The sequence below is a fragment of the Sphingobium sp. WTD-1 genome (assembly GCF_030128825.1).
In the GTDB taxonomy this organism is placed as follows: domain Bacteria; phylum Pseudomonadota; class Alphaproteobacteria; order Sphingomonadales; family Sphingomonadaceae; genus Sphingobium.
In genome coordinates this window covers 4,561,530-4,588,026 of sequence record NZ_CP119127.1, presented here as the reverse complement: position 1 = coordinate 4,588,026, position 26,497 = coordinate 4,561,530, and the positions used below count along the sequence as shown (strand labels likewise).

Genomic DNA, 26,497 nt, shown 5'->3' with positions numbered 1-26,497 from the left:
GGATCGGAAGATACGACGCCATCTTCGTCGGGACAGGCATATTGATATGCGTCGCTCTCGCTGTGGTGGGAGTGTGGGCGATGTCCGGCGTACTGCACGCACCGCCCAATGATCCTCTCGCCACGAAGCGTATGCACTTCACGATCCGGCCGGGCGAAACGCAGCGGGTAGCAGCCTATGTGGCGGGCGAGGGGACCGTACGGTTCGTAAGCGACAGTCGCGGCGCGAAGGTCCGCTATCGTCTTCGCCTGGAAGATGGGCACCAGGGCTCCATTCTTGCCGATACGATTGCTTCGGGCGCTCAGCGGGGGGAACTACGCCCCCAGCATGGCAGCTTGTACGAATGGTCTTGGAACAACCTATCGCCCGGGCCGGTGCATGTAGGCTTCTTTGCCGAGGGCAACTTCGACATCCTGAACCGAACTGGCGCTCGTCAGCCTAGATCCTTGGTGGCCCCCTGATTTTAAGAATTGGGCGCTAGATTTCTCACATCATATACAATGGAGAACCGCGATGATCGTCGGAGCGCGTCCTCGCCTGCAGCAGATAATACTCGAAATCTGGAAGCCGCTGACCATTCTGTTTGCCTGGGATGTGGCTGTCACCATCTTCCACCGATACATGCCGATCAAGGAGCCAGCGCTGCCGGTCGCCTTGTTCGGCACGGCTATCGCCCTGTTTCTCGGTTTCCGGACGAATGCTGCTTATGCCCGCTGGTGGGAAGCGCGCACCTTATGGGGTGCATTGATCAACGCATCGCGCAGCATGGCCCGGTTGTGCCGCAATGTGCTGCCAGCTGGCCCGGAAGCGGAAGCCATTGTGCTGCGGCAGATCTCCTTTGCCCATGCGATGCGGTGCCGCCTGCGGGGGCAGGATCCGACAGAGGATATTGAGCGGCTGGCAGGCAAGGAGGCGGCCGAAGTCGCTGCCGAGCGTACGAACCGCCCCAACGCGCTGCTCGAGGATATGTCCCGCATCGTGTCTGGAGCGCGGGCTGACGGGAAGATCGACACCATTCAGCAGTCGCTGTTCGAGCGGGTGATGATCGACATTGCCAATGCCCAAGGGGGCATGGAGCGCATCAAGAATACGCCGCTGCCAAATGGCTTCGAGTTCATGCCGAACTTCTTCACGCGGCTGTTCTGCGTGTTGCTGCCGATCTCGCTGGTCGAGACGCTGGATCTTTACACGCCAATCGGGTCGACCCTGATCGGGATGATCTTCCTGGCTGCGTTGCGGATCGGGCAGGATCTGACGGACCCGTTTGCCAACACCGTCCATGACGTGCCGCTATCGACGATGTGTCGGACGATCGAGATCGATCTTCTGGAGTCTTTGGGCCGGAAGGGGCCGGGGCCGCTTCCTCCTGTGGCGGGAACGCAGTGGTAGGGCAGGGGATCAAAGGCCGGACGTAGCCGTTACACCCTCCAACAGGCCGTAAAGGGGCGGAAATCAATCGTTACGATCGAGCTGGGCGCTGGCGACAGACGGTTCCTATCTGCCTTGCGCCCCCATTCATTTGAAGGAGTATGAAGTGGCAACAGCAAGCGTAATCAGCACGCAACCGACCCCGGACGAGGCCCTGCAGCGTCTGGTCGACGGCAATGAGGCATTCGTGGCCGATGCGCCGGTGCCGGCCGACTTGTCACGCGAGCGGCGACTGGCGCTCGCAGAAGGTCAGCAGCCGTTCGCGACGCTGGTGGGCTGTTCGGACTCTCGCGTTGGTCCAGAACAGCTGTTCGGTGCCGGCCTCGGCGAACTGTTCATTGTCCGGACTGCCGGTAACAACGTGGACACCGCCGGCATGGGCTCCATCGAATATTCGGTGGCCGTGCTGAAGGTGCCGCTCATCGTCGTGCTGGGGCATGAAAAGTGCGGTGCCGTTGCGGCTGCGGCCGACGTCGTGACGAAGGATACACGGTTCCCGGGCAGCATCGCTCGTATGATCGAGCCGATCGTACCGGCCGTTCTGGCTGCTCAGCGCAATGTCGGCGAAGACAAGCTGGTCGATACCGCTGTCGAGGAAAATGTCCGGCGCATGGTCGAACGCCTGCAGAAATTTTCGGAGCCGATGCTGATCGAACCGCAGGAGCGTGGCGAGTTGAAGGTCGTGGGTGCTGTGTACGAATTGTCGACCGGCCGGGTTCGCTGGCTCTGATGAATTCGTGATGCTGCCCTACATCTTCGCATCTCGAAGATGTAGGGCAGAGTCGGGCAAGCAAAGGTTCAGAGGAAGGCGGGCGTCTGATTAGCGCGAGGCGATAGCCCGATCGAAGCGAAGAGCCCTTCGAGCATCAAGCTACTCAGATGAGCGGCACATGCGAGGTGCAGCCAAGCGCAAGGATGCTGGGGCCAACACAACAAACTGCTGACCATTTCGGTGCTGGACAACGAGCAGGGTATGCACAAGAAAGTCTTGAGATGGAAAATCCGCATATGAAACTTTGTTTTGGGACGTATGAGCAGCACATTTCCTGACGTTGTCATATTTCTGCCTGGGATAGCCGGATCCACATTGGTCCGGGGAGGCAAAGTCCTTTGGAATTTAACGTCGGGTTTCATTCTAAAGACGCTGCGAGAGCATCAGCTTGAAGATCTAGGCGGTGTTGACAAAAGCTTTCAGCCATAGTCGCGCGGCAGCGAGGTTGATGAAGCTCTCGAACGACAGGACGGTCTTGTCGTAGCGGGTGGCGATGCGGCGCTGCTGCTTGAGTTTGGCGAACATGCGCTCGACACGATTGCGATCCTTGTAGCGCCGGTAGTCGGGATGGGCCGGCACCTTGCGGTTGGAGCGCGGCGGGATGACGGGCAGGATGCCTCGCATGAGCAGGTTCTCCCGGAACCTGTCGCCATCATAGCCTTTGTCGGCGAGCAGCGCCCTGGGCTTGGGCAGCGGCAGGTTCATCAGATCGTCGGCCGCCGTATAGTCCGATGCCTCGCCGCCGGTAAGGATGAAGCCGACAGGGAGGCCCTGATTGTCACAGCGGGCGTGGATCTTGCTCGTAAAGCCGCCGCGTGATCGACCAAAAGCCTGCGCACAAGCCCCCCTTTTCCGCCCGCTGCCGAGACGTGGCCGCGAACCGTGGTGCTGTCGATCATGTGCTGCCAGTCGTCGGTGAGGCCCAGATCGACCAACGTTTGCAGCATGGCGTCCCAGACGCCTTGCTCCGCCCAGCGCCGGAACCGGACATAGACCGAGTTCCACTTGCCATAGCGCTCGTGCATGTCGCGCCACGGGCAACCGACCCGCAGCACATGCAGCATGCCATTGAGAAAGCGCCGGTTATCGCCGGCCGGTCGGGCATGCCTCCCACGCTCGGACGGGAGTAGCGGCCCGATCAACTCCCACTCCGCGTCCGACAAATCCCCTCGATCCATGACCGCTCCCCAAAGAGCAGCCTTGAATCAGAACACGCACCGATTGGGAATCCCTTTTGTCAACGCCGCCTAATCATCTCAAGCGAATCACACGACATTGATCTTGGAGATGGGATTCGACCGGGAGAGGTGATTGGTGGCATTTCCATGATCCCAGGGTGTTGATTGCTACTGAGATGTGACCCGGGGTTTCCATTGAGAAATGACCCGGGTGGGTACGGGTTATGTGCTGCCGATGACCGGCAGGTTCAAGATGTTGGCTTCTCCTTTCTGGTTTTGGGCGCAGCGGTGCTGGCGCGGAAGCGGAAGCTATCGTTTCCGGTCTCCAGGATGTGGCAGTGGTGGGTAAGCCGATCGAGCAGCGCGGTTGTCATCTTGGCATCGCCGAACACGCCGGACCATTCGCTGAAGCTTAGGTTGGTGGTGATGACGACGCTGGTGCGCTCGTACAGCTTGCTGAGCAGATGGAAGAGCATGGCGCCGCCTGATGGGCTGAAGGGCAGGTAGCCCAGCTCATCGAGGATGAGCAGGTCGAGGCGTAGCAGGCGTTCTGCCAGTTGGCCGGACCGGTTCAAGGTCTTTTCCTGCTCAAGCGCGTTGACGAGATCGACCGTGGAGAAGAAGCGGGCCTTCTTGCGGTGATGTTCGACAGCCTGGACGCCCAGCGCCGTTGCGATATGGCTTTTGCCGGTTCCGGGCCCGCCGATCAGCACGACGTTGTCGGCGTTTTCCATGAAGTCGCCCTGGTGAAGCTGACGCACTAGCGCTTCATTGATCTCGCTGGCGGCAAAATCAAAACCAGCCAGATCCTTGTAGGCCGGGAAGCGGGCCGCCTTGATCTGATAGGCGATGGACCTGACCTCCCGCTCGGCCATTTCTGCTTTCAGGAGCCCAGCCAACATCGGCAAGGCAGCATCGAAGGCAGGCGCGCCCTGCTGGATCAGTTCGTCGGCGGCCTGAGCCATGCCGAACATCTTGAGGCTGCGCAGCATGACGATGACCGCAGCGCTGGCGGGGTCATGACGCATGGCGGATCTCCCTCAGCCTGTCATAGCGAACGACATTGGCCTCGGGCTCCTGCGTCAGACGCAGTGCCTGAGGCGCATCGATCGGCGCTGCTGGAGGCGCCTTGCCATCGATCAGTCGATGCAACACGTTGAGAACGTGGGTCTTGGTGGCGACACCAGCTTCCAGGGCTAACTCAACCGTCCTCAGGACAGCCTGCTCGTCGTGATGAAGAACCAGGGACAGGATCTCGACCATCTCTCGGTCGCCGCCTGGGCGCTTGAGCAGATGGCCCTGTAACTCCCGAAAGGCCTCGGGCATCTCGAGAAAGGGTGCACCATTGCGCAGGGCGCCGGGCTTGCGCTGGATCACCGCCAGATAATGCCGCCAGTCATAGATTGTGCGTCCCGGCTTGTTATGAGAACGATCGATAAGGCGGGCATGTTCGCACACGATCTGGCCTTCGGCCGCTATGACAAGACGATCCGGGTAAATCCTCAGGCTGACCGGACGGTTCGCGAACGAAGCAGGCACCGAATAGCGGTTGCGGTCGAAGGCGATAAGGCAGGTTGGCGATACGCGCTTGATCTGCTCGACAAAGCCATCGAAGGGCCGGCCCAGCGGCATCAGGCAGGACGCTTCCTGGGCATGGGGACTGTCAGGATTTCCGTGTGCGGCCGGGCATAATGGGCAACAAGGAGTCCCACTATGTCACGACGCAAAGAACCTGCCATACCGAATGAGCTTCTCGATCAGCTTTTGGCGGGCGGCGCTGCCAGTGCCGCCTTCGAGCAGGGCGGTCTGCTCGATTCGCTGAAGAAGGCGCTGACAGAGCGTGCCCTGAATGCGGAGATGGATCACCACCTCGCTGGCGAAGACGGCGCCGGCAACATGCGCAACGGCTACGGTCGGAAGACGGTAATGACCGACACCGGCAAGTTGGCGATCGACGTGCCGCGCGATCGCCAGTCGAGCTTCGACCCGCAGTTGATCGCCAAGTATCAACGCCGCTTTCCCGGCTTCGACGACAAGATCGTGTCGATGTACGCGCGCGGCATGAGCACCCGCGAGATCACCAGGCACCTGCACGATCTATACGGCATCGACGTCTCACCCGATTTGATTAGCACGGTGACCGACGCCGTGCTCGATGAGGTCGCCACTTGGCAGCAGCGGCCGCTCGATCCGGTTTACCCGCTGGTCTTCTTCGACGCGATCCGGGTCAAGATCCGCGACGAGGGCATGGTGCGCAACAAGGCGATCCACATTGCGCTGGGCGTCCGCGCCGACGGCGCAAAGGAGGTGCTCGGCTTGTGGCTCGAGCAGAATGAGGGTGCCAAGTTCTGGCTTCGGGTGATGAACGAGCTTCGCAACCGTGGCGTTGAAGACATCCTGCTGGCCGTCGTTGACGGCCTGAAGGGCTTTCCCGATGCGATCACCGCAGTGTTCCCCGATGCGATCGTCCAGACCTGCATCGTTCACCTGCTGCGCAACTCGATGGACTTCGTCTCCTGGAAGGACCGAAAGAACCTCGCCAGCGCGCTCAAGGAGATTTACCGTGCCACCGACGCAGATGCCGCCGAAAAGGCGCTGACAGCATTTGAGGCTGGCCCTTGGGGGCAGCGCTATCCCGCCATCGGCCAGAGCTGGCGGCGCGCCTGGGGCGAGGTGATCCCGTTTTTTGCGTTCCCCGACGAGGTCCGCCGGATCATCTACACTACGAACGCCATCGAAGCTTTGAACTCGAAGCTCAGGCGGGCTGTCAGGGCCAGGGGACACTTCCCCAGCGACGAGGCCGCCACCAAGCTGCTCTACCTGATCTTGAATCGGTCGGAGAAAGAGTGGAAGATGCCACCACGTGAGTGGACCATGGCGAAGGCGCAATTTGCCGTGATCTTCGGCGAACGTTTCATCAGAGCCATGGCGGCCTGATGATCAACCGCCCGGCCGCACACGGAAATCCTGACAGTCCCTGGGCATGCACATCGGCCACAGTGCCGGGCATGGCGCCATGCTGGATCTCGCTCCATTGGGCGATGCATTGAGCTTCCAGCCAAGCGTTCAGTTCAGCCAGACCAGGGAAACTGGGCATCGGTTGCCACAACCGGCGCCGGGCATCCTGGACATTCTTCTCGACCTGCCCCTTCTCCCAGCCAGAAGCCGGATTGCAGAAATCCGTCTCGAAAAGATAATGGCTGGCCATTGCAGCGAACCTGGCATTGACCTGCCGCGCCTTCCCCGTCCCGATCTTGTCGACAGCGGTCCTCATGTTGTCGAAGATGCCGCGCTGCGGCACACCACCCAGCACCCGGAATGCCTGCGTCAGCGCGTCGAACAGCATCTCATGGGTTTGAAGCAGATAGGCTCGCACGATGAAGGCGCGACTATGCGCGAGTTTGGTATGAGCGACCTGCAGTTTCGTCACTTTGCCGTCCAGCACGGCATAATCCTCGCTCCAGTCGAACTGGAAGGCCTCGCCAGGCTGGAAAGCCAAAGGAACGAACGTCCCGCGTCCGCTGGTCTGCTGTTCATACTGAAGCTCGGTCCGCCATCGGCGGGCAAAGGCGGCCACCCGGTTATAGGAGCCATCGTAACCCAGCTCCACCAGATCCACGTAGAGTTGCTTGGCGGTCCGCTTCTGCTTGCGGGATTTCTTGGATTCCACCCGCAGCCAAGCCGACAGCTTGTCCGCGAAGGGATCGAGTTTGCTGGGGCGCACCGGAACCCTGAAACTGGGCTCCACCGCATCGGAACGCAGGTATTTGCGAATGGTGTTGCGCGATAGGCCGGTCCGTCGCTTGATCTCCCGAATGGAAATCTCCTGCCGGAAATGCCATCGGCGGATCACACTGAGTAAGTCCATGTCGATCACTCCGAGACCCTCCGACTGACAGCCGGAGGGGAGGGAAACATGGGTCAATTCTCAGTGGAAACTTATAGCGCCCCCGGGTCACATCTCAGTGGCAATCAACAGCCGAGGACAGAGTAATCACGGGTTTCGAGTTTAAGGGTGCCGACATCAAGGAGCTGCCCTGGTCTGGACGTTATCGATATCGCACTGCCACGCTTTTTCTCCGGAATGCCATAAAGTGCTTGGCGCTCCATTGAACTGGCGAACATGGCGCGGAGCTGGTCGAGATCCCGTGCCAACCGTTGACCGTGCTCACGCCGGCGCTCGACAAACGTCGGGCGTGATTTACGTCCGACGTCGGGAGATGCGAACTCTGCAGATGCAACGCCCAGGTTGCGAAGACGAATATGATCGTAACGTGCCATTTGGCCCCCTTTCCGATGTGATTACTCACATTGGATCGAAGGTCAACGCGCTCAATGCTTCAAGTGCTTGAGTTCGAATGAAGTTGTGCTCGATCGCTTATCGACCTCGAGAGATTTGCCGTTTCGATGACACCGTCATTGTCGAGTACAGCATGGCGGGCTGCATCTTTCGCGGCAGCTGCAAGGTCCGCTTGGCTGAGGCCCAGCGCAACGGACGTTAACTCATGCCAGTTGATGTTGCCTAAGTCGAACTGCAGGAGATTAGAACATAGGACGCGTTCGATCTCATCGGACGTCGGATGCTGGTAGACTAGGCGGTGTTGACAAAAGCTTTCAGCCATAGTCGCGCGGCAGCGAGGTTGATGAAGCTCTCGAACGACAGGACGGTCTTGTCGTAGCGGGTGGCGATGCGGCGCTGCTGCTTGAGTTTGGCGAACATGCGCTCGACACGATTGCGATCCTTGTAGCGCCGGTAGTCGGGATGGGCCGGCACCTTGCGGTTGGAGCGCGGCGGGATGACGGGCAGGATGCCTCGCATGAGCAGGTTCTCCCGGAACCTGTCGCCATCATAGCCTTTGTCGGCGAGCAGCGCCCTGGGCTTGGGCAGCGGCAGGTTCATCAGATCGTCGGCCGCCGTATAGTCCGATGCCTCGCCGCCGGTAAGGATGAAGCCGACAGGGAGGCCCTGATTGTCACAGCGGGCGTGGATCTTGCTCGTAAAGCCGCCGCGTGATCGACCAAAAGCCTGCGCACAAGCCCCCCTTTTCCGCCCGCTGCCGAGACGTGGCCGCGAACCGTGGTGCTGTCGATCATGTGCTGCCAGTCGTCGGTGAGGCCCAGATCGACCAACGTTTGCAGCATGGCGTCCCAGACGCCTTGCTCCGCCCAGCGCCGGAACCGGACATAGACCGAGTTCCACTTGCCATAGCGCTCGTGCATGTCGCGCCACGGGCAACCGACCCGCAGCACATGCAGCATGCCATTGAGAAAGCGCCGGTTATCGCCGGCCGGTCGGGCATGCCTCCCACGCTCGGACGGGAGTAGCGGCCCGATCAACTCCCACTCCGCGTCCGACAAATCCCCTCGATCCATGACCGCTCCCCAAAGAGCAGCCTTGAATCAGAACACGCACCGATTGGGAATCCCTTTTGTCAACGCCGCCTAGGGCGGCATCAAAACGGCGGAATATTGCTGAATCGAGCAGGCCGGGATGGTTGGTCGCTGCAATCAGAATGCTTCCGGAGGAGTCCTCGTCGAGAAACTGCAGCAAGGAGTTCAGCATCCGCCGAGCTTCGCCGATGTCGTTGTCAGCGCCTCGGCTGGTCGCCAAAGCGTCGACCTCATCGAAAAGGTATACGCCCCGCACCGATTGGACGGCGTCGAAGATAAGGCGCAGCTTGGCTGCGGTTTCACCCATGTACTTGGTGATCACGCCGTCTAGCATAATGGTGAACAACGGAAGCCCGAGTTCGCCAGCCAGTACAGCAGCAGTCGTGGTCTTGCCCGTCCCCGGGGGGCCGGAAAGTAGGATTTTTCGGCGCGGAGTGAGGCCGTGCTCTGCCAAGGTCTCACGGGCGTTGTGTTCCCGAACGATACTGCGGATGCGTGCATCAAGCGACTCGGGCAAGATTAGATCCGAAAGGCGCGCCTCGGGATAGGCGGCCCGCATCAGTCCGGCGAGTTCACCGCGCGGTGCCGAAATGGGTGTGGGTCGGGTCGCTGGTCGACGCGTCTCGGTTTCGGCGCGCAAGTTCTTGATCAGACCGAGAAGTTCGCCGGCCATTCGTGTTCGGCCAGCTTTCTCAGCGTCAAGTGCGATGTGTTCCGCGATGGCCAAGAAACGAGAATCGTCCCCTGCGGCGTGACTGCGGATCATTCCGATGAGTTGCTTGCTGCTCGCCATCTTCAGACTCCTACCGCGCGGCCTCTAGGCGGTTCAATGCTCTACGGACAGTCATTTCTACTTCGCTTCGAATTCTATCCACCTCTGCCAGAATATGCAATGCTTTATGCAACGATTCGACAGGGTTCTCATAATTTCCATCGAGCTCCTTAGAGAGTTTTTCACTTAGGCCTTTTGAAAATTCTTTGAGCTTCATCGAGCGGGTCAAAGTGCTAACGCTAATATTCAAGCTTTTCGCCAGTTTTGTCGCCGAAATGCCCTGATTTTTGAGGTGTGCATCGACCTGGGCGGCAAGGTCGGCGTCTGATTTGCGGGCTGGGCGAGGCATGGTGCACTTATTGCAGTTTTGAATAAAAAAGCAACAGTTTATGCAACGAGCTGGTGCTGCATCGTCGTTGCTGTTTCAAGGCCAGCTGGTCATTAGGATCGGCAAGCCGTATGCGTTCGGCTACAGCGGCGCCCAGGTGGGCTGTTAAGGCCGTAAGGGCCGGCGCATTCTCAGTCGCAAGGGCGATCGCCTCTTCTCAGGTTAACTTAGAATGACGAGATCAATGTGTCCCGCGAACCGGGCTTTTCTCTGTGTTCGATGAGAAGGTAGCGAGATGCAGGCGGCTTTCGTGCGATAAATCTCATCGCTTGGATCACGCGTTCCAAAATTTATCCCACATTTTCGCGATTCAAGAAAATGTGGGATAAATCACTGCATTCCTGTCGGTTATGCCACCGTCGCGACTTCGACGGTAAGGTGCTGGAGCTCATGAACGGGCACTAGGCGCCGCCGGATTTCCGTCGCATCTACACCCGGATGGGCAGCGACGCCGACGATCGCTGAGTGGGCTTCGGGGCCGACCTTCCAGACGTGCAGATCCGTGATTCGGGCATCGCCTGTCGTTTCGACCAACTCGCGGACTTCATCGGCTACGTGGCGATCTGTGCGGTCCAGGAGAATGGCGGCCGTGTCGCGCATCAGCGACCATGACCAGCGCGCAATCACGATGGCGCCGACGATGCCCATGATTGGATCCATCCACACCCAGCCCAGATAGCGGCCGGCCAACAGAGCTGCGATTGCCAGCACCGATGTCAGGGCATCAGCGAGAACATGCATATAGGCGGAACGCAGGTTGTTGTCGCCACCATGGCTGTGGCCATGCGAATGCCCATGATCGTGGTGGTGGTGATGACCATGGTTGTGTCCATGACCACCAGATAGGAGGAAGGCCGACGCTATGTTCACGAGCAGTCCGAGGATTGCGATCCATGTGGCTTCCGCGAAGGCGACGTTGATAGGCTCAAACAGCCGCATGACGGACTCAACGCCGATAGCGAGGGCGATGATGCCCAGGACTAGAGCCGATGCGAAGCCGGCGAGATCCCCGACTTTCCCGGTGCCGAAGCTGAAGTCGCCGTTATGAGCATTGCGTTTCGCGTAGGCATAAGCCGCGGCTGCAACACCAAGCGCTCCGGCATGGGTGGCCATATGGAAGCCGTCAGCCAGTAGGGCCATCGATCCAGTAGTGTAACCAGCGACAATCTCTGCCACCATCATGAGGGCGGTGAGCACCACGACCCAGAGTGTCCGGCGGGCATTGTCGTCATGGCTGGCGGCTAGGAACATATGTTCGTGCGTGAGCTCACCTGCGTTGGCCAGCACGGAGGTTTTCGTGCTCACTTGCTGTACCTCCGGATAATCGTGACCAGATCCTCTGCGCCTTGCTGGCGTTCTTCGGGCGACAGACCGTCGCGCGCGACATGGGCCTCCAGATGTTCGACGATGATCTCATCGAGAAGCCCATTCACGGCGCCGCGAACGGCTGCGACCAGATGGAGGACTTCGGTGCAGTTCGCATTGCCGCCAAGCGCGCGCTCTACTGCGCCAACCTGGCCCGCGATGCGCTTGATTCGCCCGAGTAGCGCGTCTCGGTTTTCATTGATGTGAGCCATTTTCCCTCGGCAGCCTCGATGTCATGCAGCAAATTGCTGCTGGTAGGATGATGCTGTATAGGGTAGGGGGGTAGGGTATTCAAATAAATTCGATGGAATGATCTGTGCGCTCGCCTTGCATTGACCTTTGTGGTTTCGACGCCTCATCCGGCTGGTGCCGTGGTTGCGGCCGTTCTCGTGAGGAAGTGCGCCGTTGGCGTAATCTGCGCCCGGGCGAGGCGCGCAAGGTTGCTGCGGATTTACCGCAGCGCCTGTCCAAGCTGCGCGCAAAGGGCTTGACGAATGATCGCACCGACGACTGACCAGCCTTTCGGCTGATGTCGTCGGTGCGATGGGTGGCAAGCGGAGCTGTTAGCCCGGCGCGACCTTCAACTGATGATCGTCGCCGTACCGGATGCGGCAGGAGTAGCCGTGGCCGCACTCAGTGTGCATCTGCGACACAGCGGCTTTGGTAAGACGCTGTGTCTGGCCGCTATCTTCGATTTCGATCCGTTCGACCGATTGGAAATCGAATGGCGCAACGGGGACGTTTTCCCGACCCTGTTTGATGAGCACCCCATAGTGCGCCGTGCCTTTGAAATAGGTTACACGAATGTCATGGGAGCTTTCGTTCTTCCATCTGGGGTGGACAGGACCGCATGCGGACAAGCACAGGGCCAGGGCGGTCAGTAAGATCGTCGGTTTCATTGTCTCAATTTCTTGCGGGATAGCTGTTCCTAACAAATCCGTCCTAACCGGGCATGAATGCCTATCCTTCAGGGGTGACGCGATCCGGTCGCATCAGCGCCATGTTCACAACATCGATCCAGTTCCCGCCCATGAAGAGCGCGTTGCGTGAGATGCCCTCTTCGACAAAACCCAGCCGATGGTACAGCCGCCGTGCGGGCTCGTTATGCGCGAAGACGGTCAGCTCGAGCCTGCTCAGGTTGAGATCGCGCCAGCAATATTCAATGGCGATTGCCATTGCGTCTGCTGCCAAGCCCTTGCCGCGGTCTTCGACCTCACCGATGCGGATGCCGATCAGGGCCGATCGATGGATGGCGCGGATTTTATGGATCTGGATGAATCCCACAATATGTGGAGCGTCCTGCACGCGAATAGCGAAGAAGACGCGTGAGGCGTCCTGATCGGCATTTAGCCAGAATGCTTCCTGATGCTGCCAGTTAAGCGGTCGGTAGGGTTCATTCAGGCGAGCGTCGTCGGCATTGTCCATCCAGCGGAACAGGCGCTCGAGATCGACAGGGAAAATGGGGCCGAGGGCCACGGTGTTGCCAAAGAGCATATTGGGTCTTTCATGATGTGCAGATGGCCGCGCGGATGGCGACCGAAGAGGAAGCTCGATCAGACTGGCTGGGGGCTAAGGCGCCTGAGCCACCATGTTCGGATGGCCCGCTCCGCAGGTGCCTCGATGCTGTGGTGCAGGAGGGCTGCCAGACCAAGCATCGTTGCCGACGTGACGATGACCCCCGCGAAGGGGCCTATCTGTGCGCGGTCGATTGCCCGGAGCAGCACGAAGCCGGCGTGATGGTGGATGAGATACAGCGGGTAGCTGAGAGCGCCGAGATACAGCAGAATAGGATGAGTGATCGCGGACAGGCGGCCGTTGATGGCCAGCCAGAGCATCACCTGAATTCCGACCCCGGCGATCAGGAAGGCGGCGCCGCCATTGAAGCCCAGTATCGCCAGCGCCATCGCGAAATAGGGAAGTTGGTCGAGATAGCGCCGTTGTGCTGACCACGCTCTGTAGGTGAGCACACCAATGGCGAAGAACGGGCTGTATTGGTTCACCAGGAGCATCTGTACCCGATACGGCGCTATCTCGGAGACGGAGGCGATCGCGCCAACTGCCATCCAACCAGCAAGCAGGTACTCGATGCGCACCCGCCTGCGCGCCATCCATGCGAGGGCGGCGCAGATGTAGAAGGCAAGTTCGACAGTCAACGTCCAGTACACGCCATCGACCGACGGGACGAAGAAGAAGCCTTGCAACATGGTGAGGTTGATCAGGACCGTTTCGAATTCCGCCTGTAGACGTTCGGTCCCGCTCCATTGCACGACCAGCGTCGTGATCAGCACCGCCGCCCAATAGGCTGGGAAGAGCCGGGCAACACGCTTGATGGTGAAGTCGGCGATGCCCGCGGTGTTTTCCAGCGTCCGACTGATCACGAAACCGGAGATGCCGAAGAACAGGAAGACGCCATAGCCTCCGGCATCGAATCTCACGCCGATGTTGCGGTGCTCGGGAAAGAAGTCGGGATAGATCGAGGTGTAGTGGAACAGCATCACGCTGATCGCTGCGATCCCGCGCAGGACATCGAGTTCCTTCAGCCTGTTTCTGAACGGGCCGCTGACCGGTTGTTGTTCAAGCCGATCAGGACGCACATCGACCTTCTGTTCAACGAGGGTCATGGCGGCCCCCCTTGAAAATCTTCCCAACCATGTTGCGGATATCTTGATAGAATGGGCCGGTATCGTCCTTGTCGAAGACATAGTAGCGCATGTTCGGGCGCACGAAGTCCGCGAGGTAGGATCGTAGCTCCTGCAGGCGGCTATATTCAGCGACGCGCTCATCTACGCTCGATCTCCCGACGAGCAGGCGCATCAGCCTTTTCGTTTCAGGGATCATGTAGCGCGCCTGAATTATGTCCTGTCGGCCCATTGGCGCGTCGACGACCTGGCCCAGGACCGACCGGCGATAGGCTTCCCAGGCGAAGAGTGTGTCACAGTGGCGGGCGAGAGGGAGGCTGCCCCAATAACGGCCGTTTATTTCCATGAGCCAATAGCGCTTCCGCGCAGCATCATAGCGATACTCGACCATGGCCGGGCCCTCCCACTCCAATTCCTGAAGCAGGCGCTCCGACAATTTCATCTGGGCTTGATGCTGATAGAGTGGCTCGTTGTAGCAGAGCGTCGACACCCCGCCTTCCGGCGGCCATTCATGAAGGCGCACATGCTGAAAGCGCAGGGTCGCGCGATCACGCCTCATGTAGAGCATTTGGCCGAGCCCCATGCCATCGCAATAGGACTGAATCAGCGGCCAGCGGCCTATTGTTTGGAAGCGATCAAGCAAACGGTCGAGTTGGCCGGCATTGCTGATGAACTCTGCCTTCTCCCATTTGAGGCCAGCCTCTTCGAGAAGGGGGAGGATGTCATTTGGGTTGTCCCACTTGGCGATAGCGGGGAAGGTCTGCTCAGCGATCCGCGCGGCGAAATCTTCGCAGGCTCGAGGTTGCCATGTCTGCGGCACGTCGAACCCGAGCTTTCTGGCTGCGCTCAGTGTGTCGCTCTTGCTGAGCGCCCGCTGCAATTGCTCCAAGCGGGGCGTCAGAACCTCGCACTTGCCGATGTACTTCGGTCCTGACGCCAGTTGCAGCAAATCGGTTTCGGACACAGCGAATAGTGCCATCGCGCCCGTGCGACGTACGATGTCGGGCATCCAGGACATGATTGGCCCGGCCGGACGGATGATGGCTTGCGAGCAATGTCGTGAGGCTGCAGCCATTGAGGTTGCGGCCGTACCGACGCCGATGACCGGCACGTCCTTTTGGCCGAGTTCACGGATGATGCTGAGATTGATCGTGCTATCGAGCCCGAGCACGATAGCAGGTGGGTGCGGACGCAAAGGACGCCCGCCAGAATGCGGTGTTACCACAGAAGATGCCTTTCGAACGTGCCGAAGGCAGCGGCGGACGTAAAGCATCACAGCCGCTGCCAGACTGGCAGGTCAGACCAATCGGAAGGTCGGGCGCCCTGCGAAAAGGGCGCTGCGGCATCAGGCGGAGGGCGGCTCTAGCAGCGGAGGGGAGGGGACGATCGTCAGCTGTTGGTCATCAGACCGACGGAACTGACGCTTGAGAATACGGCGGCGCCGGTCGCCTACACCAGCTATCCTGACGTCGTCTGCTGATCCGTGCGTGTGATGGCCGGTGTGACGGTGAGAACCGTCAGGAAGTTCGTCCGTCTGCCCATCAACCAGATCCGCCGGCTCAGTGTGCGCCTTACCTAATGGATCGGTATGGGTATATTCGTAATGATGTCCCTGAAGCGGCGCGTGCGGCAGGGCGGCTCCAGCCGCTCCTTGAGCGAGGATCGCCAGAACTGTCAGCATTATGCAGCGGATCAGCTGTGTCATGTCGCCTTGGCTCACATGCTCAGTTCGGGTTGCGCTCGGAGGCCTATAACAGAAATGGCGTTACAGATATCGTGAGATTGCCCGGAATTCTTCAACGGCCTTGGAGACGCCGCAGCTGTCTTGGCTATGGCTGAGACAATGATCGATATGATCGTTGATCAGGGTCTTCTTGGCGTTGACGATCGCACTTTCGACCGCTTGCAACTGCTGGGCGATCTCGACGCAGGGACGTCCTTCTTCGATCATTGTTACGATGCTGCGCAGGTGGCCGCCAGCACGGTTCAATCGCTTTATGATCGCAGGGTGCGTCTCGTGCTGATGATCAGCCATGCAGAATCTACTCCAGGAATGAGGCTTGCAGTATCCTCCCCGGGGGGATACTGCAAGCGCCATTCATATCCCCCCGGGGAGGATGATTCGTCATGAGGTCATGCAATGCTTTCGGTGTTGAGCAATCGGACATACCGTCACCTGTTCCTGGCGCAGGTGGTGGCTTTGGTCGGAACCGGGCTGGCTACGGTCGCGCTGGGGCTGCTCGCCTATGACATTGCCGGCGGATCGGCAGGCGCAGTGCTGGGGACCGCGCTGGCCATCAAGATGATCGCCTATATTGGTGTGGCTCCCGTCTTAGGCGCCTTTGCCGACAGGCTGCCGCGTCGCGCCTTTCTCGTCACGATGGATGTGCTGCGCGCCGCCGTCGCGATCTGCCTGCCGTTCGTCAGCGAGATCTGGCAGATCTACGTCCTGATCTTCGTGCTTCAGTCTGCTTCGGCAGCGTTCACGCCCACTTTTCAGGCGACCATTCCCGATGTTCTGCCGGAAGAGCGCGACTATACCAAGGCGCTCGCCCTGTCGCGGCTGGCTTATGATATGGAAAGTCTGACGAGCCCGATGCTTGCGGCTGCCCTGCTGACTGTCATCAATTTCCACTGGTTGTTCTCCGGCACGGCGGTCGGCTTCGTCGGTTCGGCCATTCTGGTCCTGTCGACCACCTTGCCTCGAGCGCTCAACCGTAAGGAAGTGCGCACCGGCATTTATGCCAAGACCACCAGGGGCATGCGGATTTACCTTAAGACGCCACGGCTGCGCGGCCTTCTCGCTTTGACCTTTGCTTCGGCGGCGGCGAGTTCGATGGTGATCGTCAACACTGTTGTCATTGTCCGGGACCAGCTTGGTCTTGGCCAGCGGGACGTTGCCTTCACGCTAGCAGCCTTCGGTGGAGGCTCTATCCTCGCTGCGCTGGGGTTGCCCCGTATTCTCGACCGCATATCCGACCGCTCGATCATGATCACTGCCGCAGCAGTGCTGGCTTGGGGGCTTGCGATCATGGGTGCCCTCACGCACTGGTTCGGCAGTTCCCCCAACTATTGGTCCATACTGCTCGCGGGTTGGTTCGTCCTGGGTATGGCCTATTCGATGAGCGTCACCCCGTCCGGGCGGCTGTTGAAACGGTCGGCCAATGCGGAAGATCGGCCTGCACTCTTTGCGGCGCAGTTTGCCCTGAGCCACGGAAGCTGGTTGATCTGCTATCCGCTTGCTGGCCAGCTTGGCGCGAGAGAAAATCAGGTAATGACGTTCATTGCCATGTCGATCATCGCGCATTTTGGTGTGATCGCTGCTTATTTGCTATGGCCGAGCGCGGATCCTGACGAACTTCCGCATGATCACGTCGATCTTGATGCAGACCATCCCCACCTTCGGGATAAGCATGGCCAAAGCGCTGGCCACGCCTATGTGATCGACGATCTTCATCAGCATTGGCCAAGATCATGACTCGTTCTTTCGGTCGATCCGGCTTGCCGAGCGCATGTGACGAAGATAGCGTGCGCGCCATGCGAGCATTGCACTCATCCCGGCGTAACAGCACGGCGCTCATATGGCGTCGGCGCGTGTCGACGCTGTGCGGCCTGCTCGCTTTGTTGGGTGTGACCCTGCTGACCACTTGGCATGACACCCTACCTCAGGCGCATGCGGCCCAGCAGGTCGCGTCCAGCGTCGCCGATCACGATCATCACCATGACCGGCATGAGTCGAAGGACCGGCCTGACCTGGCAGACATGATGCACATTGCTGCACATGCCGCGCATCAGTCGACAGATCTCCCTTCGCAGCCCGTCATAGTTGCAGATGTTGCGCCGGTCGCTGGGCGTTGGGAGCTGTTCCACGCTGCCGCGTTGGGTTCCACGGGGCCCGCTTCTCTCTTGAGACCACCCGAGGCCTGATCCTTGGCGCGCATCTGCGCGCATCTTTTGATCAGACCTACGAGGGAATTACACAATGCAAGCCTTTCGAGGCCGGCTGCCGCGTATTGCGGTATCCGGCGCGGTCGTTGCGACCTGCCTTATGGCGGGTGGCACGGCTGCAAGCGCGCAAGTCGCGCCACCATTTGCCGAGCTTTTTCGGCAAACCAGCGAAGCGCCACGTCAATTGGAGCTCGAAGCCGAAGTAGATCGTGCCGAAGGATTGGCACGGCAGGCACGCGCCTATCCCAATCCGACCGTGAGTGTCATGACGGAGAATGTGGGCGGGCAACGCCCGTACAACCGCTTTGGCCGTGCGGAAAACACGCTCCAGGTAAATCAACCGCTTGAGCTGTTCGGAAAGCGCTCCGCTCGCATTGCGGCAGGCGAAGCGGGCGTGGTCGCTGCTCAGGCGCGTACGCGTGACGGCCGGCTGTCCTATGCATATGAACTGGCGCGTGCCTATGCTGGCGCTGAAGTCGCCGATCGCAGGATCGGGCTGGCTGAAGATGAACTGGAAGAAGCAGAAGCGGATCTTAAGGCCGCCCGCGCTCTGGTTGAAGCGGGCAAGGAAGCTCGGCTTCGTGGCCTTCAGGCTGAAACCGAAGTGAATTCGCTGAGGGCTGTCGTCGATACGGCCAAAGCAGAGCGGGTTGGCGCCTATTCCCGCCTGACTGCGCTCAGTGGTCAGTCGGTGTCTTATTCGACGCTTGCCGAACCCATGTTGGACCGGCTGGCACCGATGAAGGGGCAGGGGCCGATCGACCCGACGCAGACGGCTCCTTATCTGGCAGCGAAAGCTGACGCAGAAGCTGCCGCGCGGCGCGTAACATCCGCCAAGCGGCAGGCCATTCCTGACGTGACGGTGTCCGTCGGCGTTAGACGGCTTGAGGTCGACAACGCGAACGCCCTGCTGGCGGCAGTGAGCGTGCCATTCCCGCTCTTCGACAGGAACCGCGGCAACATAGATGCCGCGCAGGCTGAACTGCGCGGCGCGCAGGCACGGGAGGCGGCAACCCGGTTGGAGGCCGAGGCTGCAATCCAGGCTTCGCTTGCCCTCAACGAAGCGGCAGACGCCAGAGCAGCGGCTGCCGATAGAACGCTATCCACGGCTGAAGAAAGCTATCGGCTTGCACGTATCGCCTATGAAGCGGGGAAGTCCCCGCTGATCGAATTGCTAGCTGCCCGCCATGGCCTGGGAGCTGCTCGCGGCGTGGTGCTCGATGCCCGCGCTGCCCAGTTCGATGCCCGCGCCAGCCTTGCACGGCTTGAGGGCCGCACCATCACCGGAGAACCCGTCCAATGAAGTCCGACAACACACTCTATGCCGGCGCTGCGGTCGGCCTCATTCTGGCGGCACTGGCCGGCTTCGGCGTTGCACGCATGACAGCGCCCAGCGCACCGGTGGCTGAGGAAAGCGCTGCGGAAGCAGAGGCCCAGCCTGCCGATACCGTGGAAATCGCTGCGGACGGCATCAAGACCTCGGCAATCTCGGTTGAAGCTGTCTCCGGCTCCAGTCTCTCGGGGATCGTCATGGCGAGCGCCACGGTCGAAGCCACGCCTGATGCCGAGGCTGTTCTAACCGCGCGAGCGCCAGGCACGGTGACGCGCATCTTCAAGCGTATCGGTGATACGGTTCGGGCCGGTGAGGCGATCGCGCTGGTGGAAAGTCGTGATGCCTCGGCAATCGCGGCTGATCGGGGTACTGCGGCGGCGCGGGCGACACTCGCTGCGCGGCAATTGGCCCGCGAGAAGAGCCTGCTCGCGCAAGGTGTATCGGCGCGGGCGGACTATGAAACGGCCGAAGCCAATCTGGCGGTAGCTCGGGCCGAAGCGCGCCAGGCGGACGCGGCCGCGCGTGCAGCACGGGTTGCTGGCGATGGTCGGTCCGTATCTGTCGTGAGCTCGGTCTCTGGTCGGATCACATCGGCAACGGCAAGTCTGGGTTCGTTCGTCCAGGCGGAGACTGAATTGTTCCGGGTCGCCGATCCGCGCAGCATCCAGATCGAGGCCGCCGTGCCCGTGGCTGATGCTGGCCGGGTCAAGGCTGGCGATCGGGTGGAACTCACAACATCCGACGGCCAGAAGGTGGAAGGCCGCGTGCGCTCGGCGACGGGTGTTGTCGACACACAGACCCGGCAAGCCACGGTGGTCATCACCCCGAGCGGCGGTGGCAGCGTGATCGCTCCAGGACAGCTTGTGCAGGCACGTATCTTCGCCAGCGGTGGTCAGGGTGCCAGCGGTGTCACGGTGCCACAGGATGCGGTCCAGACAGTCGGCGAACGGACAGTGGTTTTTGTTCGCACGCCCAAGGGCTTCAAGGCACAGACCGTTCAGGTCGCCAGTCGCAGTGGCGGCATGGTTGCGATTGCGGCTGGCCTGAAGGCGGGGCAGCAGATCGCGACGACCAACGCCTTCCTCCTCAAGGCTGAGCTTGAGAAGGAGTCGGCAGAATGATTGCGCGCATCCTCAGTCTATCCGTCAGGATGAGATGGGCGGTGTTGTTCCTGACACTCGCCATTGTCGGATTTGGCGGCTGGCAGATCACCAAGCTGCCGATCGACGCCGTCCCGGACATCACCAACCGACAGGTGCAGGTCAACACCTTCAATCCCACGCTCGGCCCGGTCGACATGGAAAAGCAGGTGACTTATCCGGTCGAGACGGCCCTTGCCGGCATTCCAGGTCTCACCATGACCCGGTCGCTGACGCGTAACGGGTTCAGCCAGGTGACGGCGATTTTCACCGACAGCACAGATATCTTCTTCGCCCGCCAGCAGGTGACCGAACGCCTTGCGCAAGCCAAGGACAGCCTGCCTTCCGGGGTGCAGCCCAATCTGGCACCGCTCAGTACAGGGCTTGGCGAGATATTCTTCTATTCGGTGGCGTTCCGTCATCCAGATGGCAAGAACGTCAAGACTGTAAATGGCCAGCCCGGCTGGCAGTCGGACGGCAGCTACCTTACGCCTGAAGGCGAGCGACTGACCACCGAACTGGCGAAGGCGGCCTATCTGCGCACCGTGCAGGACTGGATCATCCGTCCGCAAATGCGCAATGTCAAAGGCGTGGCCGGCGTCGATTCCAACGGCGGCTTCGTGAAGCAGTATCTGGTGCAGCCCAATCTCAACGCGCTGGCCACTTATGGCCTGTCGGTGACGGAACTGGCTGATGCTCTGCAGCGGGCGAACCTGTCGGCAGGGTCCAATTACATCAAGCGGGCCGGGGAGAGTTTCCTGGTTCGCGCCGATGCGCGCCTGAAGTCGATTGAGGAAATCGAGGAGGCGGTCGTTGCGACCCGCGCTGGCGTGCCGGTGCGCGTGCGTGATGTCGGTGAAGTGGTCATCGGTGGCGCGGTCCGCACCGGCTCCGGCAGCCGCATGGGATCCGAAGCTGTGATCTCGACCGTCCTGATGCTGGTGGGCGACAATAGCCGCATCGTGGCGATGAGCGCGGCAGAGAAGCTCACGCAGATCAACAAGGGGTTGCCGCCAGACGTCTTTGCAGAACCCGTCTATAACCGCTCAAAGCTGGTGAATGCGACCATTTCCACGGTCGAGAAGAACCTGACCGAAGGCGCGCTGCTCGTCATCGTGGTGCTTTTCCTGTTGCTGGGCAACATCCGCGCGGCGCTGATCACGGCGGCGGTCATTCCGGTGACCATGTTGATGACGGCCAGCGGCATGAACGCCATCGGGGAATCCGGCAACCTCATGAGCCTTGGCGCGCTCGACTTCGGTCTGATCGTCGACGGCGCCGTGATCATCGTGGAAAATGCGCTGCGACGGCTTGCCGAACGGCAGGAACATGAAGGGCGTCTGCTGACCCTGCCGGAGCGGCTGGGCGAGACGACGGAGGCTGCGGTCGAGATGGTTCGACCGACCGTCTACGGGCAACTCATCATCTTCCTCGTGTTTGTGCCGTTACTGACCTTCCAGGGTGTCGAGGGCAAGACCTTCTCGCCGATGGCGGTCACGCTCATGATTGCTCTGGCATCGGCCTTCATCCTCTCGATTACATTTATTCCTGCGATGATCGCCATCGTGATCAAGGGGAAGGTGAGCGAGACGGAAGTGAAGCCGATCCGTTGGTTCAAGGAAAAGTACGAGCCGCTCCTGAAGAAAGCCGTGGCGCGTCCCTTGCCATTCATTGCGGCCGGCGGTGGCATGTTCTTGGCAGCCGTCCTGTGCTTCGGCCTGCTGGGCGAGGAGTTCATGCCCCAGCTTGACGAGAAGGACATCACGGTCACCAATTTCCGCGTGCCGTCGGCCTCGATCGACCAGTCGACCGAGATGCAACTGCGGATCGAGAATACCCTCAAGACCTTGCCGGAAGTGGCGCTCGTCTTCTCGAAGAACGGCAACGCGGATCTGGGTACCGACCCGATGCCGCCAAACGCCTCGGACACCTATGTCATCCCCAAGCCCGAAAGTGAGTGGCCGTCGGATGTGAAGAGCAAGGACGATATCCTCAAGCGCATCGAAGCGAGGATGAAGCCCCTGATTGGCAACCGGACGGAAATCCAGCAGCCGATCCAGATGCGCTTCAACGAGCTTATCGCGGGCGTTCGGGCTGACGTGGCCATCAAGCTCTATGGCGATGACCTCGATCAGATGAGCCAGCAGGCGCAGCGCATTGCTGCGGTGGTTCGGAAGATCCCCGGTGCCGGCGATGTCAGTGCCGAGCAGACGTCCGGCGCGCCGACGTTTGACGTGAAGATCGACCGACTGGCGGTCGCGCGTTACGGCCTTTCGGTTGAAGAGGTTGCGAATACCGTTGCGGCTGCTCTTGGGGGCCGGGAAGCCGGGCTGCTGTTCGAAGGTGACCGTCGCTTCTCGGTTGTGGTCCGTCTGCCTGATGCGCAGCGCGACGATCTGGAAACGCTGGGGGCCATCCCTGTGATGTTGCCTACTCCTGAAGGTCAGGTGGCAAGGTCTATCCCGCTCCGTGAGGTGGCACGGTTCAGCTTCACATCGGGGTTGAACCAGATCAGCCGCGAGAATGGCAAGCGTATGGTGATCGTGCAGATCAACGTGCGTGGCCGGGATCTGGGTAGCTTCGTTACAGAGGCGCAGCAGAAGGTGAACAAACTCCAGCTTCCTGCTGGCATGTACATTGATTGGGGCGGCACGTTCGAAAGCCTTCAGTCGGCTCGCCTTCGCCTGCTGATCGTGGTGCCGATCTGCTTCGCCGCGATCTTCGCACTTCTCTACATGGCATTGGGCGGCGCTATCCCAGCAGCGATCGTGTTTAGTGCGGTGCCCATGGCTCTAGCGGGCGGTGTTTTCGCCCTGCTTTTGCGCGGGATTCCGTTCTCCATCACGGCTGCGGTGGGCTTCATTGCTCTCTCCGGTGTCGCGGTTCTGAATGGCCTCGTCATGATGAGTGCCATCCGTAAATATCGAGAGGATGGGGCGGAAGAGGATCAGGCCATCATCGGCGGCGCGATGGAGCGCGTGCGGCCGGTGCTGATGACTGCGCTCGTGGCAAGTCTCGGCTTCGTGCCTATGGCCCTCGCTACGGGGACAGGGGCTGAAGTGCAGCGACCGCTTGCCACGGTGGTCATCGGTGGTCTTATCACCTCGACGGCGCTGACGTTGCTCGTGTTGCCGGCGATCACGGCATTCATGGGGCGCCTCAAGAAGAAACAGGCGCAAGAGTCGTCGGGTAATTCCGAACCGGCAACTGCGTAATCGAAAGGCAGGCGGCGGCAGAGCTGCCGCCTGCTTCATCTATGATTTGCTCAACGCCAAACCCTCGAGGATTGGAAAGTGCCATGTTCCTTGACGAACGTTCTCGATTTTCTGTCCGGTCAGGCCAGCTGGCTATCGTGATGATGGCGGCGCTGGCGGCCGGGTCATGTTCATCTGGCGATGGCAATGGCCAACTCAGTCCCGACGACCAGGCGCTGCTCAGTGATCGCGAAGCGCATCATGAATTTCAGTGCAATGATGGCTCCCTTCTCCACGCGGCGTACCGCGATGAGGGGCTGGTGATGATCCTGAGTGGACCCGCGCAACCGCAGCCGATCCGCCTGACTGCTCCGGCTCAGGGGCTGACCTATGTCGGGGAAGGCATCACTGCCACGATCACGAATCGCGTCCTGCGCATCAGCGAAATAAACCAGCCGGAGCGCACCTGCACCTCGGGCAAGCCCTTGGGCCTTAGCCCTGTAGAACCAGCCGACGACTTGGTTCGTGACGAGAACACGTCATCTGACGCTCGTAATTTTGTTGAGAATCATTCGCGATAATCTATCGTGTGTGCGGTTTGGCGTCCGTTTAACGGCGGTTTGGATGAATGAGAGAAGGAAGGAGTGACGAATGCGAACTTATCCATTCCTCTCTGTCCTGCTCGTGATCGCTATGATGATCTCGCACGGCTCGTTGCTGACCGTGTCACAGCATTTTCACCGGAGTGACCGACCGTCCGTTGAGGCTACTACAGAGCATCAACATTTTTCAGAAAGCCACGAGGAGCCTGGGAGCGCTACAGGAGGCGGTCATGTTCATCTAGTTGGCGATCGCGTGCCAGATGACCATGGGCTGAAACCTGTACCAACTGGAAAGGCTATCCATAGCGGCGCGCATCGCCAGCCTTTTATGGCGCCGTTCACCATGGCTCCGCTACTCGAGCCGCCATCGATATCCTGAAGCATGGCAGTGCGAGGCGTTGGTCTCGCACTTGGTGCTGATCTGCCGGCGTCGAGGCGCTGGCGACCATACGGATATCTATATGAAACTCAGACTGGCTCGACCGTGGGCATGTTATGCTGCGGTCTTTACAGCCTTGGCGTTTTTCGTCGTCGATGTGGCCTTGGCCCATGGCGTTGCGGAAGGCGACAAAGGCTATATCGAAGAAACGACCGGCCCTCAGATAGGGGCATTTCTCTATCTCGGCGCCAAGCACATGGTCACCGGATATGACCATTTGCTGTTCCTGTTCGGCGTCATCTTCTTCCTCTACCGGATGCGCGAGGTCGCGTCCTACGTCACGCTGTTCGCCATCGGCCACAGCACGACCCTGATTGCAGGGGTACTGCTGGGCACCAATGTCAGCGCCTATCTCGTCGATGCGATCATCGGCTTGTCGGTCGTCTACAAGGCGCTCGACAATCTCGGGGCGTTTCAGCGCTGGTTTGGGTTCCAGCCGAATACAAAGGCGGCCGTGCTGATCTTCGGCTTCTTCCACGGCTTCGGTCTGGCGACGAAGCTGCAGGATTTCGCGCTATCGTCTGATGGTCTGATCACCAATCTCATCGCTTTCAACGTCGGCGTCGAGATGGGCCAAATCCTGGCTCTGTCGGCCATCCTCATCATCATGGGATATTGGCGGCGCACGCGCAGCTTCGCCAAACATGCCTTCACCGCGAACGTCGTGCTGATGACCGCCGGCTTCGTTCTCACCGGCTATCAGCTCGCCGGCTTGTTCCTGGGAGATCCTTCATGACCCGTCCCCACTCGCCCATGCCGGGCGAACTGCCCACCCTTAGCCAACTGAATCGGGCTACACTCATCGCTTTCGGTGCCGCTGCGGCCATCCTGGTGACGGCCGTGCTGCCAGCGGAATATGGCGTCGATCCGACCGGCGTCGGTGGCGCCCTCGGCCTCACCCCGATGGGCGAGATGAAGCAGGCTGAACATGATGCTGCGCCAGTGGCGTCGTCCGCACCGGCTACGCCAACGGCGTCCAAGCCGGCCGTGGCTGCCCCGGGTGAACCGGTCCAGGTCGTCATTACGCTCAAGCCCAACGAAGGGCGCGAGATCAAGGCAGTAATGACCGCCGGCAGCGCGATGCGCTACGCTTGGAAAACCGATGGCGCGAAGATCCGCTACGAATTGCATGGCGAGGAATTCAACGCGCCTGAAGGTGAATACACCAGCTACGAGAAGGGCACGTCGGCCGGTGAAAGCGGATCTTTCACAGCCCCCTTCGACGGTACGCATGGCTGGTACTGGAAGAACAAGACCAGCGAGCCTGTCACCATCACTGCATCTGCGACCGGTGGCTTTTCCGCCTTCGCAGCCAAGCCCTGACCCAACTCATAATGAGAGAAGGAAAATCTGATGCGTAAATTCATTATCGCAGCTGCCGTTGTTCTCGCTCCCGTGTCCCCGGTGATGGCGCATGGCAATCATGATGAAGAAGAGCAGGATCGTCCTGTTCAGCAGGTGGCGAAGGACAATGTCATCAAGCTCATCACCAAGGGCACATTGCCGGCGAGCTGGTCAAAGGCGAAGTTCGTGGAAACGAAGTCGCGGACCGTTCAGGGCGCCCGTCAGGATGTGGTGATCTTCCGCAACGAAGCTGAACCGGAAGCTCGCAAGCTGCTGTACGTCGCGTTGAAGCCGGACGGCACCTTCGTCTCCGCTAACCACAAGCTGAAGTAAGAAATGATAGGCGCGGCCATATGGCCGCGCCTGTTTTGCCCATCATTGCATTAAGTGATGGGCGGAGCCTTTGGCCTCTAATCTGGAACTAGCTGCGATTTTCAGACTCGAATGCTAAAAAGTCGTTTCGCACCTGAAATCAAGCTGCTAGAGTTCTCTTACGGGGTTCTCCCCTCGCATACGCGCTGTAGTAACTGCGGCGTAAGAGTAAATGTCTGCACATATCATGCCC

26 protein-coding genes and 4 pseudogenes are annotated in these 26,497 nt (G+C 60.1%); 13 read left to right on the top strand and 17 right to left on the bottom strand.

The window, feature by feature from the left end:
* The first annotated feature begins 80 nt into the window (after positions 1-80).
* The 3 genes from N6H05_RS22805 (at position 81) to N6H05_RS22795 (ending at position 2,158) form a co-directional block, all read left to right on the top strand.
* Positions 81-461 carry a hypothetical protein gene (locus N6H05_RS22805; RefSeq protein ID WP_234792434.1) on the top strand — a complete coding sequence of 127 codons (381 nt, stop codon included), beginning with the start codon at positions 81-83 and terminating at the stop codon, positions 459-461.
* A 52-nt stretch (positions 462-513) separates the two neighbouring features.
* Positions 514-1,389: a bestrophin family protein gene (locus N6H05_RS22800; RefSeq protein ID WP_284111795.1), complete on the top strand. Its 876-nt coding sequence runs from the start codon at positions 514-516 to the stop codon at positions 1,387-1,389.
* A 145-nt stretch (positions 1,390-1,534) separates the two neighbouring features.
* Positions 1,535-2,158, top strand: coding sequence for a carbonic anhydrase (locus N6H05_RS22795; protein ID WP_004210803.1), 624 nt, complete (start codon positions 1,535-1,537; stop codon positions 2,156-2,158).
* 438 nt (positions 2,159-2,596) lie between these two features.
* On the opposite strand, the pseudogene N6H05_RS22790 reads toward N6H05_RS22795, so the two are convergent.
* The 3 genes and pseudogenes from N6H05_RS22790 to N6H05_RS22780 form a co-directional block, all read right to left on the bottom strand.
* Positions 2,597-3,378 (bottom strand): annotated as a pseudogene (locus N6H05_RS22790) (IS5 family transposase).
* A 248-nt stretch (positions 3,379-3,626) separates the two neighbouring features.
* Positions 3,627-4,406, bottom strand: coding sequence for an IS21-like element helper ATPase IstB (gene istB / locus N6H05_RS22785; protein WP_284110934.1), 780 nt, complete (start codon positions 4,404-4,406; stop codon positions 3,627-3,629).
* Positions 4,396-5,034 (bottom strand): annotated as a pseudogene (locus N6H05_RS22780) (Mu transposase domain-containing protein); the annotation flags it as partial. The gene istB and the pseudogene N6H05_RS22780, both read right to left, overlap by 11 nt.
* A gap of 57 nt (positions 5,035-5,091) precedes the next feature.
* On the opposite strand from N6H05_RS22780, the gene N6H05_RS22775 reads away from it, so the two are divergent.
* Positions 5,092-6,315, top strand: a complete 1,224-nt coding sequence (locus N6H05_RS22775; protein WP_014082638.1) for an IS256-like element ISSpwi2 family transposase — start codon at positions 5,092-5,094, stop codon at positions 6,313-6,315.
* Between the two features lie 40 nt (positions 6,316-6,355).
* Here the strand turns inward: N6H05_RS22775 and istA are convergent.
* The 7 genes and pseudogenes from istA to N6H05_RS22740 all read right to left on the bottom strand — a co-directional run.
* Positions 6,356-7,246, bottom strand: a pseudogene (gene istA / locus N6H05_RS22770) (IS21 family transposase); the annotation flags it as partial.
* Between the two features lie 104 nt (positions 7,247-7,350).
* Positions 7,351-7,659: a hypothetical protein gene (locus tag N6H05_RS22765; RefSeq protein WP_284111793.1), complete on the bottom strand. Its 309-nt coding sequence runs from the start codon at positions 7,657-7,659 to the stop codon at positions 7,351-7,353.
* A 310-nt stretch (positions 7,660-7,969) separates the two neighbouring features.
* Positions 7,970-8,751, bottom strand: a pseudogene (locus N6H05_RS22760) (IS5 family transposase).
* Positions 8,657-9,562, bottom strand: a complete 906-nt coding sequence (locus tag N6H05_RS22755) for an AAA family ATPase (RefSeq protein WP_284111792.1) — start codon at positions 9,560-9,562, stop codon at positions 8,657-8,659. Before N6H05_RS22755 ends, N6H05_RS22760 begins: the two are co-directional and overlap by 95 nt.
* 10 nt (positions 9,563-9,572) lie before the next feature.
* Positions 9,573-9,890, bottom strand: a complete 318-nt coding sequence (locus N6H05_RS22750; RefSeq protein WP_228223019.1) for a helix-turn-helix domain-containing protein — start codon at positions 9,888-9,890, stop codon at positions 9,573-9,575.
* A gap of 387 nt (positions 9,891-10,277) precedes the next feature.
* Positions 10,278-11,180, bottom strand: a complete 903-nt coding sequence (gene dmeF, locus N6H05_RS22745) for a CDF family Co(II)/Ni(II) efflux transporter DmeF (RefSeq protein ID WP_052076666.1) — start codon at positions 11,178-11,180, stop codon at positions 10,278-10,280.
* A gap of 50 nt (positions 11,181-11,230) precedes the next feature.
* A complete protein-coding gene (locus tag N6H05_RS22740) occupies positions 11,231-11,506 on the bottom strand; it encodes a metal/formaldehyde-sensitive transcriptional repressor (RefSeq protein WP_004210808.1) in 276 nt (91 codons plus the stop codon).
* 104 nt (positions 11,507-11,610) lie between these two features.
* Here N6H05_RS22740 and N6H05_RS22735 point away from each other — a divergent pair, with 104 nt between their 5' ends.
* Entirely contained in the window at positions 11,611-11,808 is a 198-nt protein-coding gene (locus tag N6H05_RS22735; protein ID WP_037480019.1) for a DUF1289 domain-containing protein, read from the top strand.
* A gap of 49 nt (positions 11,809-11,857) precedes the next feature.
* On the opposite strand, the gene N6H05_RS22730 is transcribed toward N6H05_RS22735, so the two are convergent.
* The 6 genes from N6H05_RS22730 to N6H05_RS22705 form a co-directional block, all read right to left on the bottom strand.
* The gene (locus N6H05_RS22730) at positions 11,858-12,193 is read right to left on the bottom strand and encodes a hypothetical protein (RefSeq protein WP_284111790.1); all 336 of its coding nucleotides are present in this window, start codon (positions 12,191-12,193) and stop codon (positions 11,858-11,860) included.
* Positions 12,194-12,254: 61 nt separating this feature from the next.
* Positions 12,255-12,788, bottom strand: coding sequence for a GNAT family N-acetyltransferase (locus N6H05_RS22725; RefSeq protein WP_284111789.1), 534 nt, complete (start codon positions 12,786-12,788; stop codon positions 12,255-12,257).
* 59 nt (positions 12,789-12,847) lie between these two features.
* The gene (locus tag N6H05_RS22720; RefSeq protein ID WP_284111788.1) at positions 12,848-13,915 is read right to left on the bottom strand and encodes an acyltransferase family protein; all 1,068 of its coding nucleotides are present in this window, start codon (positions 13,913-13,915) and stop codon (positions 12,848-12,850) included.
* The gene (locus tag N6H05_RS22715) at positions 13,902-15,104 is read right to left on the bottom strand and encodes a carboxylate--amine ligase (protein ID WP_284111787.1); all 1,203 of its coding nucleotides are present in this window, start codon (positions 15,102-15,104) and stop codon (positions 13,902-13,904) included. Before N6H05_RS22715 ends, N6H05_RS22720 begins: the two co-directional genes overlap by 14 nt.
* 174 nt (positions 15,105-15,278) lie before the next feature.
* Positions 15,279-15,638 (bottom strand): hypothetical protein, encoded by a 360-nt coding sequence (locus N6H05_RS22710; RefSeq protein WP_284111786.1) that lies wholly within the window; start codon positions 15,636-15,638, stop codon positions 15,279-15,281.
* A 60-nt stretch (positions 15,639-15,698) separates the two neighbouring features.
* A complete protein-coding gene (locus N6H05_RS22705) occupies positions 15,699-15,968 on the bottom strand; it encodes a metal-sensing transcriptional repressor (RefSeq protein ID WP_284111785.1) in 270 nt (89 codons plus the stop codon).
* Positions 15,969-16,073: 105 nt separating this feature from the next.
* Between N6H05_RS22705 and N6H05_RS22700 the strand changes: the two genes are divergently transcribed.
* Complete coding sequence (locus N6H05_RS22700; RefSeq protein WP_284111784.1) at positions 16,074-17,411, top strand: MFS transporter; 1,338 nt, start codon at positions 16,074-16,076, stop codon at positions 17,409-17,411.
* Positions 17,412-17,593: 182 nt separating this feature from the next.
* Here N6H05_RS22700 and N6H05_RS22695 read toward each other — a convergent pair whose 3' ends face one another.
* A complete protein-coding gene (locus tag N6H05_RS22695) occupies positions 17,594-17,803 on the bottom strand; it encodes a hypothetical protein (protein WP_284111783.1) in 210 nt (69 codons plus the stop codon).
* A gap of 112 nt (positions 17,804-17,915) precedes the next feature.
* Here N6H05_RS22695 and N6H05_RS22690 point away from each other — a divergent pair, with 112 nt between their 5' ends.
* The 7 genes from N6H05_RS22690 to N6H05_RS22660 all read left to right on the top strand — a co-directional run bounded on the left by N6H05_RS22690 (position 17,916) and on the right by N6H05_RS22660 (position 26,265).
* Positions 17,916-19,184, top strand: coding sequence for a TolC family protein (locus N6H05_RS22690; protein ID WP_009821107.1), 1,269 nt, complete (start codon positions 17,916-17,918; stop codon positions 19,182-19,184).
* Positions 19,181-20,335, top strand: a complete 1,155-nt coding sequence (locus tag N6H05_RS22685; RefSeq protein WP_284111781.1) for an efflux RND transporter periplasmic adaptor subunit — start codon at positions 19,181-19,183, stop codon at positions 20,333-20,335. The genes N6H05_RS22690 and N6H05_RS22685 overlap by 4 nt, the downstream gene beginning before the upstream one ends.
* Positions 20,332-23,568, top strand: coding sequence for an efflux RND transporter permease subunit (locus N6H05_RS22680; RefSeq protein ID WP_284111780.1), 3,237 nt, complete (start codon positions 20,332-20,334; stop codon positions 23,566-23,568). The genes N6H05_RS22685 and N6H05_RS22680 overlap by 4 nt, the downstream gene beginning before the upstream one ends.
* Positions 23,569-23,651: 83 nt before the next feature.
* Entirely contained in the window at positions 23,652-24,128 is a 477-nt protein-coding gene (locus N6H05_RS22675) for a hypothetical protein (protein ID WP_284111779.1), read from the top strand.
* Between the two features lie 482 nt (positions 24,129-24,610).
* Positions 24,611-25,324, top strand: a complete 714-nt coding sequence (locus N6H05_RS22670) for a HupE/UreJ family protein (RefSeq protein WP_004210822.1) — start codon at positions 24,611-24,613, stop codon at positions 25,322-25,324.
* Positions 25,321-25,911, top strand: coding sequence for a hypothetical protein (locus N6H05_RS22665; RefSeq protein WP_004210823.1), 591 nt, complete (start codon positions 25,321-25,323; stop codon positions 25,909-25,911). The genes N6H05_RS22670 and N6H05_RS22665 overlap by 4 nt, the downstream gene beginning before the upstream one ends.
* 30 nt (positions 25,912-25,941) lie before the next feature.
* Complete coding sequence (locus N6H05_RS22660) at positions 25,942-26,265, top strand: DUF6488 family protein (RefSeq protein ID WP_221775498.1); 324 nt, start codon at positions 25,942-25,944, stop codon at positions 26,263-26,265.
* Positions 26,266-26,497: the final 232 nt, after the last annotated feature.